Source organism: Halomonas sp. ALS9 (genome assembly GCF_001651035.1).
Taxonomy (GTDB): domain Bacteria; phylum Pseudomonadota; class Gammaproteobacteria; order Pseudomonadales; family Halomonadaceae; genus Vreelandella.
Genome location: NZ_LXRG01000076.1, coordinates 58,109 through 71,296, shown reverse-complemented (window position 1 = coordinate 71,296; position 13,188 = coordinate 58,109). Strand labels below are relative to the sequence as shown.

The following is a 13,188-nucleotide window of genomic DNA, read 5'->3' as shown; positions in this document are numbered from 1 at the left end:
TAATCGTTTAGCGGGGCGCCAACTCGGCCTCAATCGCCTCCAGCGCGGCCATAGGGTCGACGGCCTGAGTAACGGGTCGTCCTATGACCAGATGACTGCTTCCCGCCTCAATGGCTTCGCTGGGGCTCATCGTCCGCTGCTGATCATTAGCGGCTGCAAAGCTTGGCCGAATACCGGGGGTTACTTTCAAAAACGACTCACCGCATAGCGTTTTAATCCGCGCGGACTCCTGAGCCGAGCAGACCACTCCTTGCAAACCACTCTGCTTTGCAAGCAGCGCTAAGTGCTCCACGTGCTCGGCGAGCGGGGTGTTAATACCCAGCTCTGTCAAATCATCGGCCTGCATACTGGTCAATACGGTAACAGCGATTAAATGGGTCGTTAAGGCGTGTTGATCCAGGCGTTGCACGGCTGCCTCCATCATCCGCCGCCCGCCGCTTGCATGCACGTTGACCATCCACACGCCCTGCTCCGCCGCCGCCTGCACTGCGCTGGCAACGGTATTGGGAATATCGTGAAATTTAAGATCTAGAAACACTTCAAACCCGCGCCCGTGGAGCGCCTCAAGCACTGCCGGCCCGCTGCGGGTGAACAGCTCTTTACCTACTTTCACTCGGCAGCGGGCGGGATCCAACTGATCAGCCATACACAGCGCAGCGTCTAGCGAAGGGTAATCAAGGGCAATAATAATCGGGGAATCAGTGACCACAACGTTACTCCAAATACGGTTTAGACCATTATATCAGCCTCTCTTCAACTCCTCGCGTCCTCAGTATAAAAGCTATATGTAAGCCATTTGCCATATGCCGATAGCAAAAAACTTACAAACGCCGTCATAGATCTCTTACAGAAACGCGCTTTCAATAAAGCTAAGTTAGTGATGCAGCGACGCTTATCAACGTCGTCTATGCAACCCACGTACTCCAACGTTATTAAAAGGATCATTGAGGATGAACATGACATTTAAAGCAATGTTGGCCGCACTACTGCTTAGCGTTAGCTTAGGACTTTCCAGTAGCGTACTGGCCCAAGAAATAGCACCGATTAACGTCAATACTGCCGACGCCGAACTGCTGGCCGAACTACCGGGCATTGGCCCAAGCCGAGCCGACGCGATCATTGAAGAGCGCGAAACCAATGGCGCTTTTGAAAGTGCTGCAGATCTTGAGCGCGTCAGCGGCATTGGTTCTGCCACCGTCGACCGCATGCGTGATCAAGTCACGTTTGAGTAGAGTGAGTCTTCGTTAACCACCGTAATAGCCCGGTGTGCATAAGCCGCCGGGCATTGTTATAGCTCGCTTTAAATCATCCACAAATCCATAAATTTGTGTACTGGCAACGCCTCAAGCGCTGTCCGCTGACTGCATAGCTGTGCAATGGTTTGGCAACGACTTGCCGGAAAGCGAGTCGCTAAATGGCGCTCAAACTTTTCAACTAACAGCGGCATCCCCTCTTCTCGGCGACGCCGATGGCCTAGCGGATACTCTACCGCGATGTTCTCAGTTGACGTGCCATCGCGGAAAAACACCTGTACTGCATTTGCGATGGAGCGTTTATCAGGGTCGTGGTAAGCCGCCGAATACTCGACATTTTCCTCCACCACCATCTTGTCGCGCAGCTCATCTATCAGCGGATGAGCCGCATGGAAGCTATCTTCATAGTGATCCGCGGTCAGCGAGCCAAAAATAAGTGGCACCGCGGTCATATATTGCAGGCAGTGGTCGCGATCCGCTGGATTGGCGAGCGCGCCGGTTTTGGAAATAATTCGAATAGCCGAATCGTGGGTGGTGAGTACAATCTTATCAATCTCAGCTAAGCGGTCTTTCACCTGCGGGTGCAGCGTCACGGCAGCTTCACAGGCTGTTTGGGCGTGAAATTCCGCCGGGAAGGAGATCTTAAACAAAATGTTCTCCATCACGTAGCTGCCAAACTCACGTTGAAAGCGCAGGCGGCGGTCAGCTTCCGGCTTTAGGCCCAAATCTTTATTGGCATGACTAAACAGCACATCGTAGAAGCCCCATTGGGGAGCCGATAGCACGCTGGGGATACCCATTTCACCTCGCAGGGCGATATCTGCCAAGCGCACGCCTCTTGATGTGGCATCCCCAGCGGCCCAGCTTTTACGCGACCCAGCATTGGGGGCATGGCGATAGGTGCGCAGGCTCTGGCCATCTACCCAGGCATGAGAGAGAGCCGAGAGTAACTGCTCGCGATTAGCCCCCATCAGCTTTGCGGCCACCGCGGTAGAGGCCACTTTCACCAGCACCACGTGATCCAGACCGACGCGATTGAAGCTATTCTCCAGCGCCAGCACGCCCTGGATCTCATGGGCCATGATCATGGCGTTAAGCACGTCGCGCATCACCAGCGGCGCTTCGCCTTGCGCTGCCCGCTGCTGGGAAAGATGATCAGCCACGGCAAGTATCCCACCCAGATTATCGGAGGGATGGCCCCACTCGGCGGCAAGCCAAGTATCGTTATAATCCAACCAGCGGATGATACAGCCGATGTCCCACGCCGCCTTCACCGGGTCAAGGCGTAGAGACGTACCCGGCACCCGTGCCCCAAAGGGCACCACAGTGCCTTCCACGATCGGCCCCAGATGCTTGGTGCATTCAGGAAAACGCAGCGCCAGTAGCCCACAGCCCAGCGTATCCATCAGACAGTAATGGGCGGTTTCCAATGCCTCTTGAGATTCCACCTGATAATTGAGCACATAGTCGGCAATAGCCTGTAACTCGGGGTCGTAATCAGGCCGCTCATTGGCTTCTGATGTGGCTGAAGATTTTGCAGACGGTCTGGAAATCATAGCGCGCTCTCCTGCTGTTGAATCACCTACTCAGTATGGCTCAAGTCAGTATGGCCCAAGGAATGCATCCTAAAAGCTGTCACCAGGAACTCTTACAAACCCTTCCATCAATACCCGCGCACTGCGACTCATAACCGCCTGTTCAATCTGCCAACGCCCCTCTATCAGGTTTGCTTCTGCACCGACGCGTAGGCTACCCGAAGGATGCCCAAAGGTTACGGCATTAAGTTTGCCGCCACCTGCCGCCAAGTTTACCAGCGTGCCTTCAATGGCCGCGGCAGCAGCAATAGCCACTGCGGCGGTGCCCATCATGGCATGGTGCAGCTTGCCCATGGAGAGCGCTCGCACCAACAGATCGATATCGACCGCCTGCACGTTTTTTCCGCTCGATGAAACGTAATCCACTGAAGGCCCAACAAAGGCTACTTTGGGTGTGTGTTGACGGTTGGCGGCTTCACTTATGTCACTGATTAGCCCCATCCGCACTGCGCCATAAGCACGAATGGTTTCAAACATCGCCAGCGCTTTGTTGTCGCCATTGATAACATCCTGCAGCTCGGCTCCGGTATAACCAATATCTGCGGCGTTAATAAATACGGTGGGAATACCGGCATTAATCAGCGTCGCTTCCAGTATCCCCACGCCGGGAACGTCAAGCTGGTCAATGAGATTACCGGTGGGGAAAATGGCCCCTTCGCCGTCCGCAGGATCCATAAAGGCCACCGGAATCTCAGCGGCGGGAAAGGTCACTCCATCCAGTTCAAAATCACCGGTTTCCTGCACTTCGCCATTAACGATGGGCACCCGTGAGACGATGGTTTTTTGAATATTCAGCTGCCAAATGCGTATCTCGGCCACACCGTTTTCAGGAATACGCGCCGAATCAACCAGCCCATTGGCAATCGCAAAGGGACCGACCGCCGCAGAGAGATTGCCGCAATTGCCGCTCCAATCCACAAAGGGCTTGTCGATGGAGACCTGACCAAACAGGTAATCCACATCGTGCTCGGCAGACTCGCTTTTGGACAGGATCACCGTCTTACTAGTGCTTGAGGTGGCAGCCCCCATGCCATCAATCTGCTTCTCATAAGGGTCGGGGCTGCCTATCACCCGCAGCAACAGTTGATCCCGCGCGACGCCGGGCTGCTGGGCGGCTGCGGGTAGATCGCTAAGTTTAAAAAACACGCCCTTACTGGTGCCGCCACGCATATAGGTGGCGGGGATTTTAATCTGAGGGGCATAATGCATAAGCGTTATCTCCGACTATGCAGCGCTGGTGGATTCGAGAAAGTCTTGGGCAAAGCGCTGCAGCACGCCGCCAGCGGTGTAAATCGACACCTCCTCGGCGGTATCCAAACGGCACTTCACCGGTACGCGCTCGCCTTCACCGTTTTGGCGATAAATGACCAGCGTCAGCATTGCCCCGGGCGAAACGGCGCCTTCCACATCAAAGGTTTCGGTGCCGTCTAAGCCTAGCGTGATACGCGTGGTACCTGGCTCAAACTCCAGCGGCATCACTCCCATCCCAATCAGGTTGGTGCGGTGAATACGCTCAAAGCCTTCCGCGGCAATTGCCTCCACGCCCGCCAGCGCCACGCCTTTGGCCGCCCAATCACGTGAGGAACCCTGGCCGTAATCCGCTCCGGCAATAATAATCAGCGGCTGCTTGCGGGCCATGTAGGTTTCGATAGCTTCCCACATGCGCTTGACCTCGCCTTCCGGCTCTACCCGCGCCAGCGAACCCTGTTTTACGTTGCCGTCGGCGTCGCGCACCATCTCGTTAAATAGCTTCGGATTGGCGAAGGTCGCGCGCTGAGCAGTGAGATGGTCGCCCCGGTGGGTGGCGTAGGAGTTGAAGTCCTCCTCCGGCACGCCCATTTTATCCAGGTACTCACCCGCCGCGCTGTTCAACTGAATCGCGTTAGAGGGCGATAGGTGATCGGTAGTGATATTGTCCGGCAGAATCGCTAGCGGCCGCATGCCTTTAAGGGTGCGTACTTTCGCCATATTGCCCTCCCAGTAGGGCGGACGGCGGATATAGGTGCTTTGCGGCCGCCAGTCATAAAGCGGGCTGACCTGGGCGCGGCCGCTTTTGTCCAGATCGAACATGGGAATATAAGTCTGGCGGAACTGCTCCGGCTTCACCGACGCTTTGACAATCGCATCGATCTCTTCATCCGCTGGCCAGATATCTTTCAAAGTGACGGGGCTCCCCGCCTGATCCACACCCAGGACGTCTTTTTCGATATCGAAGCGAATCGTTCCAGCAATAGCGTAAGCGACCACCAGCGGCGGTGACGCTAAAAAAGCCTGCTGGGCATGGGGATGGATACGACCGTCAAAATTGCGGTTGCCGGAAAGCACCGCCGTAGCGTAGAGATCACGCTCGATAATCTCCTGCTGGATTTTAGGATCCAGCGCCCCGGACATCCCGTTACAGGTGGTGCAGGCGTAGGCCACTACCCCGAAGCCGAGATTCTCCAGTTCGCTCATCAAACCGGCTTCTTCCAGGTACATCTTGACCGTTTTTGAGCCCGGCGCCAGCGACGACTTCACCCAAGGTTTACGCAGTAATCCAAGCCGATTGGCGTTACGGGCGATCAGCCCGGCGGCGACCATATTGCGCGGGTTAGAGGTGTTGGTGCAGCTGGTGATAGCGGCGATGATCACCGCACCATCGGGCATTTTACCCGCTTTCTCTTCCGCCTGCGCCGCCTCCAGACCCACGGCAATGCCACGCTGGGCAAGCTCTGAGGTGGGCAGGTGGGCGTGGGGATTAGAAGGCCCTGCCAAGGTACGAGTGACCGACGAGAGATTAAAGGTCAGCACCCGCTCATACTCAACCTCGGTCAAGCTATCGGCCCAGAGGCCAGTGTGCTTGGCATAGGTTTCGACCAGAGCTACCTGCTCGTCTTCGCGACCGGTGAGTTTCAGGTAATCGATGGTTTGGCCATCGATATAGAACATCGCCGCCGTGGCGCCGTATTCGGGGGTCATATTGGAGATGGTAGCGCGATCGCCCACCGTCAGCGCATCGGCGCCTTCGCCGTAAAACTCAAGATAGGCACCGACTACCCGCTCTTTACGTAGAAACTCGGTAATCGCCAGCACCATATCGGTGCCGGTAATACCGGGCTGCAATTTGCCGGTCAGCTCTACGCCGACGATATCCGGCAGGCGCATCATAGAGGCACGGCCCAGCATCACGCTTTCGGCTTCCAGGCCACCCACGCCTACGGAGATAACACCCAGGGCATCGACCATGGGCGTATGGCTATCGGTACCCACACAGGTATCCGGATAGGCAATGCCGTCGCGGTTCTGCACCACCGGCGACATCTTCTCCAGATTGATCTGGTGCATGATGCCGTTACCGGGGGGAATCACATCGACATTCTCAAAGGCCGTCTTCGTCCAGTTGATAAAGTGGAAGCGATCATCGTTGCGGCGATCTTCAATGGCGCGGTTTTTCTCGAAAGCGCCCTCTTCCGATCCAGCGTGCTCCACCGCCAGCGAGTGGTCGACAATCAGTTGGGTCGGCACGACGGGATTAACCTTGGCAGGGTCGCCACCCTTTTCGGCAATGGCGTCGCGCAGCCCGGCCAAATCCACCAACGCAGTTTGGCCGAGAATGTCGTGACAAACGACACGCGCAGGATACCAAGGGAAATCCAGGTCGCTCTTACGCTCAATCAGCTGTTTTAGCGCATCGGTGAGCAGCCCAGGATCGCAGCGGCGCACCAATTGCTCCGCTAGCACGCGGGATGTGTAAGGCAGCTGTGCATAGGCACCGGGCTGGATATCTTCCACTGCCTCGCGAGCGTCAAAAAACTCCAGCGCTGTGCCAGGCAGTGGTTTACGGTATTGGGTATTCATAGCAGGAAGACTCACAAGAAGGGGCTGAAAAAAGCCCGGTGATCAAGCCACCGGGCAGCACGCGAATCAGTCTCGCGCTTCTATCGGCACCCACTCGCTCTTTTCGGGGCCCGTATAATCGGCGCTGGGGCGAATAATGCGGTTATTGGCGCGCTGCTCAAACACGTGGGCCGCCCAGCCGGTGAGCCGCGACATCACAAAAATCGGCGTGAACAGTTTGGTGGGAATATCCATAAAGTGATACGCGCTGGCGTGGAAGAAGTCGGCGTTACAGAACAGCTTTTTCTCACGCCACATGACGTCTTCAACCCGCTCGGAAACCGGGTAGAGCACTTTGTCGCCGACATCGTCAGCCAGCTTTTTGGACCAGTGCTTGATAATCGCATTGCGCGGATCGGACTCGCGATAGATCGCATGCCCGAAGCCCATGATCTTATCTTTGCGTTCCAGCATGCCCATGATCTTGCTTTCCGCTTCTTCCGGCGACTGCCAGTCCTCAATCATCGCCATGGCTGCTTCGTTGGCGCCGCCGTGAAGCGGGCCGCGCAGCGAGCCAATCGCCCCGGTGACGCAGGAGTGCATATCAGAAAGCGTTGAGGCGCATACCCGAGCGGTAAAGGTAGAGGCGTTAAATTCATGCTCGGCGTAGAGAATCAGCGATACGTTCATCACCCGCGCATGCAACTCAGAGGCAGGCTCACCGCGTAGCATATTAAGGAAATGGCCGCCTACCGAGTCGTCATCCGTTTCGGTATCAATGCGCACGCCGTCGTGAGAGAAGCGGTACCAGTAACAGATAATCGAGGGCAGCACCGCCAGAAGGCGGTCGGCAACGTCCTGCTGCTGGTCGAAGTTCTCCTCGGTTTCCAGATTACCCAGCATCGAAGTGCCAGTGCGCATCACATCCATCGGGTGGGCATCTTTGGGAATTTGCTCAAGCACTGTTTTCAGCGCCTCGGGCAGCCCACGTAGACTTTTCAGCTTGGCGATGTAGTGATCCAGTTCAGCCTGGTTGGGAAGCTTGCCCTTCAATAGCAGGTAAGCGACCTCTTCAAATTTGGCTTTTTCAGCGAGCTCTTTGATATCAAAGCCACGGTAGGTCAGGCCTGAACCTGTTTTGCCTACCGTACATAGCGCGGTGGAACCGGCGCTTTGACCACGTAGTCCTGCACCTGTCACGGGTTTATCAGCCATGGTGTGTCTCCTATTACTGCTTTTATTTTAAATTGTGTATTTCATTAAACTTTAGTCTCGGCGACGAGGGCAGGCTTACTGGTCATCACCTTTCTCGGCAAAAAGGGCGTCCAGTTTCTGCTCAAAATCGTGGTAGTTCAGGAAATCGTAGAGCTCGTCGCGGGTTTGCATTAACGGCACAACCTCTTTTTGGTGACCGTTATCCAGAATGCTTTGATAGACCTGCAGGGCCGCAGCGTTCATGGCGCGGAACGCAGATAGCGGGTAAAGCACCATACGGCAGCCAACGTCGCCAAGCTCCGTTTGAGTAAACAGCGGTGTTGCGCCAAATTCGGTGATATTGGCTAGAATCGGTGCGTTGACCCGCTGGCAGAAAGCCTTGTAATCATCCAGGGTGTGCACCGCTTCGGCGAAGATGGCATCTGCACCCGCTTCCACACAGGCGTTGGCGCGCTCAATGGCGGCGTCAAGACCCTCTTTTTGAAACGCATCGGTGCGGGCAATCAGGTAGAAATCGGGATCGATCTTGGCATCCGCCGCGGCTTTAATGCGGTCGACCATCTCCTGCTGCGAGACGATCGCCTTGTTGGGGCGATGACCGCAGCGCTTTTGTGCCACCTGGTCTTCCATATGAATCGCCGCAACGCCAGCGCGCTGCATCTCTTTGACGGTACGGGCAATATTAAAGGCGCCGCCCCAACCAGTATCGATATCCACCAACAGCGGCAGCTCGGTCGCGCCGCAAATACGGTGGGCATCCTCGACCACGTCGTTCATGGTCGTCATGCCCAAATCCGGCAAGCCGAACGAGGCGTTAGCCACGCCGCCACCGGAAAGGTAGATCGCTTGATGGCCCACCTTATCGGCCATCAGCGCTGTATAGGCATTAATGGTGCCTAGGATTGGCAGCGGGCGGTTAGCCTCAAGCGCGGCCCGAAAGCGGGCGCCGGGAGTCATCTGGGACATGGGGCGTTTCTCCTGTTGCTGATTTTAATTATGCTTTAGCTTTGCGATTTAGCGGCTGACTGTTCCAGGGCCGCGGCGTAACGATCTGCCACATTGGTGCGGGAGGCGCTGACATGGCGGCGCATTAGCAGCTCGGCCAGCTCCGCATCGCCCGCTTCTATGGCATCCACAATGCGGTGGTGCTCCACAAAAGCGCGCTGGGGCCGCGTACCACTGGCACTAAACTGAGTGCGGTAAAGGCGCACAAGGTAGTAAAGATCGTCGCAGAGTAGGTTCATGAGCATTTTGTTATGGCTGCCCTGGACGATGCAGTAGTGAAAATCGAGATCACCTTCGCGTTGGTAGTAAGCTTCACCACGCTTTAAATCCGCCTGGCCTTCGTGCAGCGCCAGCACATCTCGCAAGCCCTGAACCTCTTCCGGTGACATATGCTCAGCGGCCAGACGCGCCGCCATGCTTTCAAGGGCTTCACGCAGGTCAAACAGCTCTAGAAGCTCTTTCATCGAAAGCTTAACCACCCGTGCGCCCACATGAGGAACGCGCTCAATCAGGCGGTGGGCTTCCAAACGCCGCATCGCCTCGCGCAACGGGCCACGAGAAATACCATAGGTTTTAGATAGCCCTGGCTCGGTTATTTTACTGCCGGGCGCAAGCTCGCCGCGCACAATGGCATCCTGTAGCTGATGAAATACCCGCTCGGCGAGCGTGCGAACTTCAGGCACGGTTGCTTCAGAAGCCGAGATTGCAGAAATTGCGTCCTCAGACTCATCGCTGTCGGATGCCACTTCAGCGGCTTTCAGTGAGCGAGATAGTGAGCTTGTAGCGAGTGTATCCATGGGGAATTGTCGACAATTGAAAAGTAAACAGACTCTAGCGCGTGATAATTAAACCGTCAACTAGCCATGTTAGCCGATTTTATACGCCTTTCGTTGTACTGGCAGTGACAACAAAACCTGGCCTGTCAACAATCAAACTGTTATTGGTCATTCGTTATATGAATTGCGCTACTGGCAAATAGCGTTAGCGCTCTGCGAGATGGGAGTGCATAAAGGTCGAACGTGAGAAAGGCGTCGAAGCCCTGTGCTGGTGTCATCGTCTACGCCACTCTAAAATGGCCCGCCCTAACTGGCCAGGCGTTTGCTTAATGATCAAGGCGTTGACGATAACTGCCCTGCCCTATTCACCCGACCCATTGGGGATATTCGCCTGCCTGCGTGCCAGGCCCGGCGCGGTGCTACTCGATAGTGGTCGCCCTGTCGCCACCGGTCGATTTGATATCATCAGTAGCGACCCGCTTGCTACGCTGGAAGTTGGTCATTATGGCGAAGCAAGTATCGCGTCGGATCAGCTTAGCCCGCCGGCGCATTTGGTCAACGATGCCTTTGCCCTTCAGCAGTGGCTACTGAACCAACTGGATATCCCTGATAAAACCAGCGAACTCCCTTTCCTAGGCGGCCTAATAGGGTACTGGGGCTACGATCTTGGTCGTAAAACCTTATCCATCCCAAGCGGTCAGAAAAGCCCAGTCACACTACCCCAAGCCCGTTTAGGGCTTTACGACTGGTGCATCACACTGGATCACATGGCTCAGCAGGCGTGGTTAATCGCCACCTCGCAGCGTCGTGAGCAAGTGGAGAGCTGGCTTACCCAGACGCCAGTGCCGCCCAGCCCATTCGCAGTAACTGATACCTTCAAAGCAGAACTTAGCCATGCCGAGTACGTCGAGCGCTTTAACGCCGTGCAGCGCTATATTCGGGCGGGTGACTGCTACCAAATCAATTTGGCTCAGCGCTTTTATGCCGATTACCAAGGGGATGAGTGGCAGGCATACCTACAGTTACGCAAAGCAACCCCCACGCCCTATTCAGGTTTTATGGCCTGGGGCGATAAGGCCGTACTGTCACTTTCGCCCGAGCGGTTTATTCAGTGCCGCAACGGCGAGGTCGAAACACGGCCGATAAAAGGTACCCGCCCGCGAGGCGCGACGCTTGAAGAAGATCAGGCGCTGGCTGAACAGTTAATGAGCAGCACTAAAGATCGCGCTGAGAATGTGATGATTGTCGACCTACTGCGCAATGACCTGGGCCGAGTCTGTCAGCCAGGCTCCATTCGCGTTCCGCAACTATGTCGCTTAGAGAGCTACCCTAACGTGCACCACTTGGTTAGCGTGGTGCAGGGAACGCTGGCCAGCCACTACACACCACTGGCACTGCTTAAGGCGGCCTTTCCCGGCGGCTCAATTACCGGCGCACCCAAAATTCGCGCGATGCAGATCATCGAGGAGCTGGAGCCCTGCCAGCGCAGCGTTTACTGCGGCAGCTTAGGCTATGTGGATGTACGCGGCAGCATGGACACCTCCATCGCTATTCGTACTATGGTGGCCGAGGCAGGAAGAGTGCATGTATGGGGCGGCGGAGGCTTAGTAGCAGACTCCCAGGCGGAGGAAGAGTACACCGAGACGCTGGATAAAATTCGTCACCTAATTGGCGCTTTGGAATAAGCAGCGCGAGCTCTATATCAAAAAGGAATATAAAAGCCAAACTAAACGGTATTGGGGTTCGCTGCCTCCTGTTTGGTAGCCTAGTCAGCATTATTTAACTTTCGATATTTAACTATCGATAATTAATTCCCGACATTTAATTCCCGATTAGGAGGCAGCATGTCCTCAGAGCTTGCAGCGATTAACAGAGATTTCGCAAATAACCCCCAAGGATTAGTCGAGTGGGCGCTTGCCCAGGGCGCGCGGCCTATTTGCACCACCAACTTTCGACCCTTTGAGGCAGTGATTTTGCATATGGTCACCCAGGTGCGCCCGGATATTCCCATTGTCTGGATGGACAGCGGCTACAATACTGAGGCGACCTATCAGTTTGCTGACGAGGTCATTAAACAGCTCAATCTCAATCTGGTGAGCTTTATTCCCCAGCGCACCCGCGCCCACCGTGAAGCGTTGGAAGGCCCTATGCCCGGTATCGACGACCCACGCCACGCAGCCTTTACTCAGGAAGTCAAAATTGAGCCTTTTGAACGCGCGCTGCGTGAAATGCAGCCCGACGTATGGTTTACCGCGCTGCGCGCTGAAGACACCCCTGAGCGGGCCAAAATGCAGCCGGTTAGCCGCAACAGCGATGGCCTATTGAAAGTGGCTCCGCTGCTGCAGTGGAGTGCTAAAGATATGTACCAGTACCTACAGGCTCATAATCTGCCCGACAACTTCGACTACTTCGACCCCACCAAAGTGGAAGAGAAGCGCGAATGCGGATTGCATTTACAGCATTAACCCCGCCACTTAATATTCGGGCAGGTCTAAGCCATCGAACAGCGTCTGTTCGTGACGCGGGCCTGCCATTAGCGCTTCCTCGACCCGGTCACGGGTTAAGTGAGGCGCAAAACGCTCCAAGAAATCATACATATAGCCGCGCATAAAAGTGCCACGACGAATACCAATCTTGGTAGTGGAACTCGCAAATAAATGGCTAGCATCGAGCGCTACCAAATCATTATCAAGCGCCTCATCCACGGCCATATGCGCCACAATGCCAACTCCCATGCCCAACCGTACGTAGGTTTTGATCACGTCAGCATCAGCGGCAGTCAGCACCACATTGGGCGTTAGGCCTTTGGCCTTAAAAGCGTCGTCTAACTGCGAGCGGCCAGTAAATCCAAACACATAGGTCACCAACGGGTGTTCAGCGAGCGCTTCTAAGGTTAGCGGGCCGTCATGGGTTGCCAAAGGATGTCCCTTAGGCACCAGTACGCAGCGGTTCCAGCGATAGCACGGCAGCAGCACTAAATCGGTAAACAGTTCTAACGACTCGGTCGCGATGGCGAAATCGGCTTGCCCTTCGCTGACCATCTGCGCGATCTGCTTGGGCGTACCCTGCTGCATATGCAGGGCCACATCCGGATATTTCAGAGTAAATTCGCTGATAATGGGGGGCAGCGCGTAGCGAGCCTGGGTATGAGTTGTGGCAATGGCTAGGCTACCGCGGCGCTCATCGCTATGCTCCTGAGACACCTGCTTGATGTTTTCTGTCAGACGCAACACCTGCCCGGCCAGGTCGATAATCGACTGCCCGGCAGGCGTAACCCGAGTCAGGTGCTTACCGCTACGGGCAAAAATCTCGACGCCAAGTTCATCTTCCAACAAACGTATCTGCTTGGAAATCCCTGGCTGTGAGGTAAATAGACTTTGCGCTGTGGCTGAGACGTTTAGGTTATGTCGATTGACTTCCCAGATATAGCGTAGCTGCTGTAGCTTCATATCCTCACCTTATTTATTCTCTAAACAGATCTATGTAGGCCGTACCTATCGACAAACTCTTTCCACAAGCTCTATCAAC

The 13,188-nt window shown here is 55.4% G+C and carries 11 protein-coding genes; 3 read left to right on the top strand and 8 right to left on the bottom strand.

Going from position 1 to position 13,188, the window contains the following annotated elements; all coding sequences use genetic code 11:
• Nucleotides 1-7: 7 nt before the first annotated feature.
• Entirely contained in the window at nucleotides 8-709 is a 702-nt protein-coding gene (pyrF, locus tag A6R74_RS06485) for an orotidine-5'-phosphate decarboxylase (RefSeq protein WP_064233642.1), read from the bottom strand.
• Nucleotides 710-950: 241 nt separating this feature from the next.
• On the opposite strand from pyrF, the gene A6R74_RS06480 reads away from it, so the two are divergent.
• On the top strand, nucleotides 951-1,232 hold the full coding sequence (locus A6R74_RS06480) for a ComEA family DNA-binding protein (protein WP_064233641.1): 282 nt from the start codon (nucleotides 951-953) through the stop codon (nucleotides 1,230-1,232).
• A 68-nt stretch (nucleotides 1,233-1,300) separates the two neighbouring features.
• Here A6R74_RS06480 and prpD read toward each other — a convergent pair whose 3' ends face one another.
• The 6 genes from prpD to A6R74_RS06450 form a co-directional block, all read right to left on the bottom strand.
• Entirely contained in the window at nucleotides 1,301-2,809 is a 1,509-nt protein-coding gene (gene prpD / locus A6R74_RS06475) for a 2-methylcitrate dehydratase (RefSeq protein ID WP_064233640.1), read from the bottom strand.
• 69 nt (nucleotides 2,810-2,878) lie between these two features.
• Nucleotides 2,879-4,057, bottom strand: coding sequence for a 2-methylaconitate cis-trans isomerase PrpF (gene prpF / locus A6R74_RS06470; protein ID WP_064233639.1), 1,179 nt, complete (start codon nucleotides 4,055-4,057; stop codon nucleotides 2,879-2,881).
• Between the two features lie 15 nt (nucleotides 4,058-4,072).
• Nucleotides 4,073-6,685 carry a Fe/S-dependent 2-methylisocitrate dehydratase AcnD gene (gene acnD, locus A6R74_RS06465; protein WP_064233638.1) on the bottom strand — a complete coding sequence of 871 codons (2,613 nt, stop codon included), beginning with the start codon at nucleotides 6,683-6,685 and terminating at the stop codon, nucleotides 4,073-4,075.
• Nucleotides 6,686-6,751: 66 nt separating this feature from the next.
• On the bottom strand, nucleotides 6,752-7,879 hold the full coding sequence (gene prpC / locus A6R74_RS06460) for a bifunctional 2-methylcitrate synthase/citrate synthase (RefSeq protein WP_064233637.1): 1,128 nt from the start codon (nucleotides 7,877-7,879) through the stop codon (nucleotides 6,752-6,754).
• A 75-nt stretch (nucleotides 7,880-7,954) separates the two neighbouring features.
• Nucleotides 7,955-8,845, bottom strand: coding sequence for a methylisocitrate lyase (prpB, locus tag A6R74_RS06455; protein ID WP_064233636.1), 891 nt, complete (start codon nucleotides 8,843-8,845; stop codon nucleotides 7,955-7,957).
• Nucleotides 8,846-8,880: 35 nt separating this feature from the next.
• Nucleotides 8,881-9,681, bottom strand: a complete 801-nt coding sequence (locus tag A6R74_RS06450) for a GntR family transcriptional regulator (RefSeq protein ID WP_240488181.1) — start codon at nucleotides 9,679-9,681, stop codon at nucleotides 8,881-8,883.
• Between the two features lie 308 nt (nucleotides 9,682-9,989).
• Here A6R74_RS06450 and pabB point away from each other — a divergent pair, with 308 nt between their 5' ends.
• Nucleotides 9,990-11,345 carry an aminodeoxychorismate synthase component I gene (gene pabB, locus A6R74_RS06445; RefSeq protein ID WP_064233635.1) on the top strand — a complete coding sequence of 452 codons (1,356 nt, stop codon included), beginning with the start codon at nucleotides 9,990-9,992 and terminating at the stop codon, nucleotides 11,343-11,345.
• A gap of 159 nt (nucleotides 11,346-11,504) precedes the next feature.
• Nucleotides 11,505-12,125, top strand: a complete 621-nt coding sequence (locus A6R74_RS06440; protein WP_064233634.1) for a phosphoadenosine phosphosulfate reductase domain-containing protein — start codon at nucleotides 11,505-11,507, stop codon at nucleotides 12,123-12,125.
• Nucleotides 12,126-12,134: 9 nt separating this feature from the next.
• On the opposite strand, the gene cysB is transcribed toward A6R74_RS06440, so the two are convergent.
• Nucleotides 12,135-13,109, bottom strand: a complete 975-nt coding sequence (gene cysB / locus A6R74_RS06435) for an HTH-type transcriptional regulator CysB (protein ID WP_064233633.1) — start codon at nucleotides 13,107-13,109, stop codon at nucleotides 12,135-12,137.
• Nucleotides 13,110-13,188: the final 79 nt, after the last annotated feature.

Bases quoted from the DNA above. Each gene is read 5' to 3' on its own strand.
- A6R74_RS06480 (WP_064233641.1), top strand. From the start codon at position 951: ATGAACATGACATTTAAAGCAATGTTGGCCGCACTACTGCTTAGCGTT.
- prpD (WP_064233640.1), bottom strand. From the start codon at position 2,809: ATGATTTCCAGACCGTCTGCAAAATCTTCAGCCACATCAGAAGCCAAT.
- prpF (WP_064233639.1), bottom strand. From the start codon at position 4,057: ATGCATTATGCCCCTCAGATTAAAATCCCCGCCACCTATATGCGTGGC.
- acnD (WP_064233638.1), bottom strand. From the start codon at position 6,685: ATGAATACCCAATACCGTAAACCACTGCCTGGCACAGCGCTGGAGTTT.
- prpC (WP_064233637.1), bottom strand. From the start codon at position 7,879: ATGGCTGATAAACCCGTGACAGGTGCAGGACTACGTGGTCAAAGCGCC.
- prpB (WP_064233636.1), bottom strand. From the start codon at position 8,845: ATGTCCCAGATGACTCCCGGCGCCCGCTTTCGGGCCGCGCTTGAGGCT.
- A6R74_RS06450 (WP_240488181.1), bottom strand. From the start codon at position 9,681: ATGGATACACTCGCTACAAGCTCACTATCTCGCTCACTGAAAGCCGCT.
- pabB (WP_064233635.1), top strand. From the start codon at position 9,990: ATGATCAAGGCGTTGACGATAACTGCCCTGCCCTATTCACCCGACCCA.
- A6R74_RS06440 (WP_064233634.1), top strand. From the start codon at position 11,505: ATGTCCTCAGAGCTTGCAGCGATTAACAGAGATTTCGCAAATAACCCC.
- cysB (WP_064233633.1), bottom strand. From the start codon at position 13,109: ATGAAGCTACAGCAGCTACGCTATATCTGGGAAGTCAATCGACATAAC.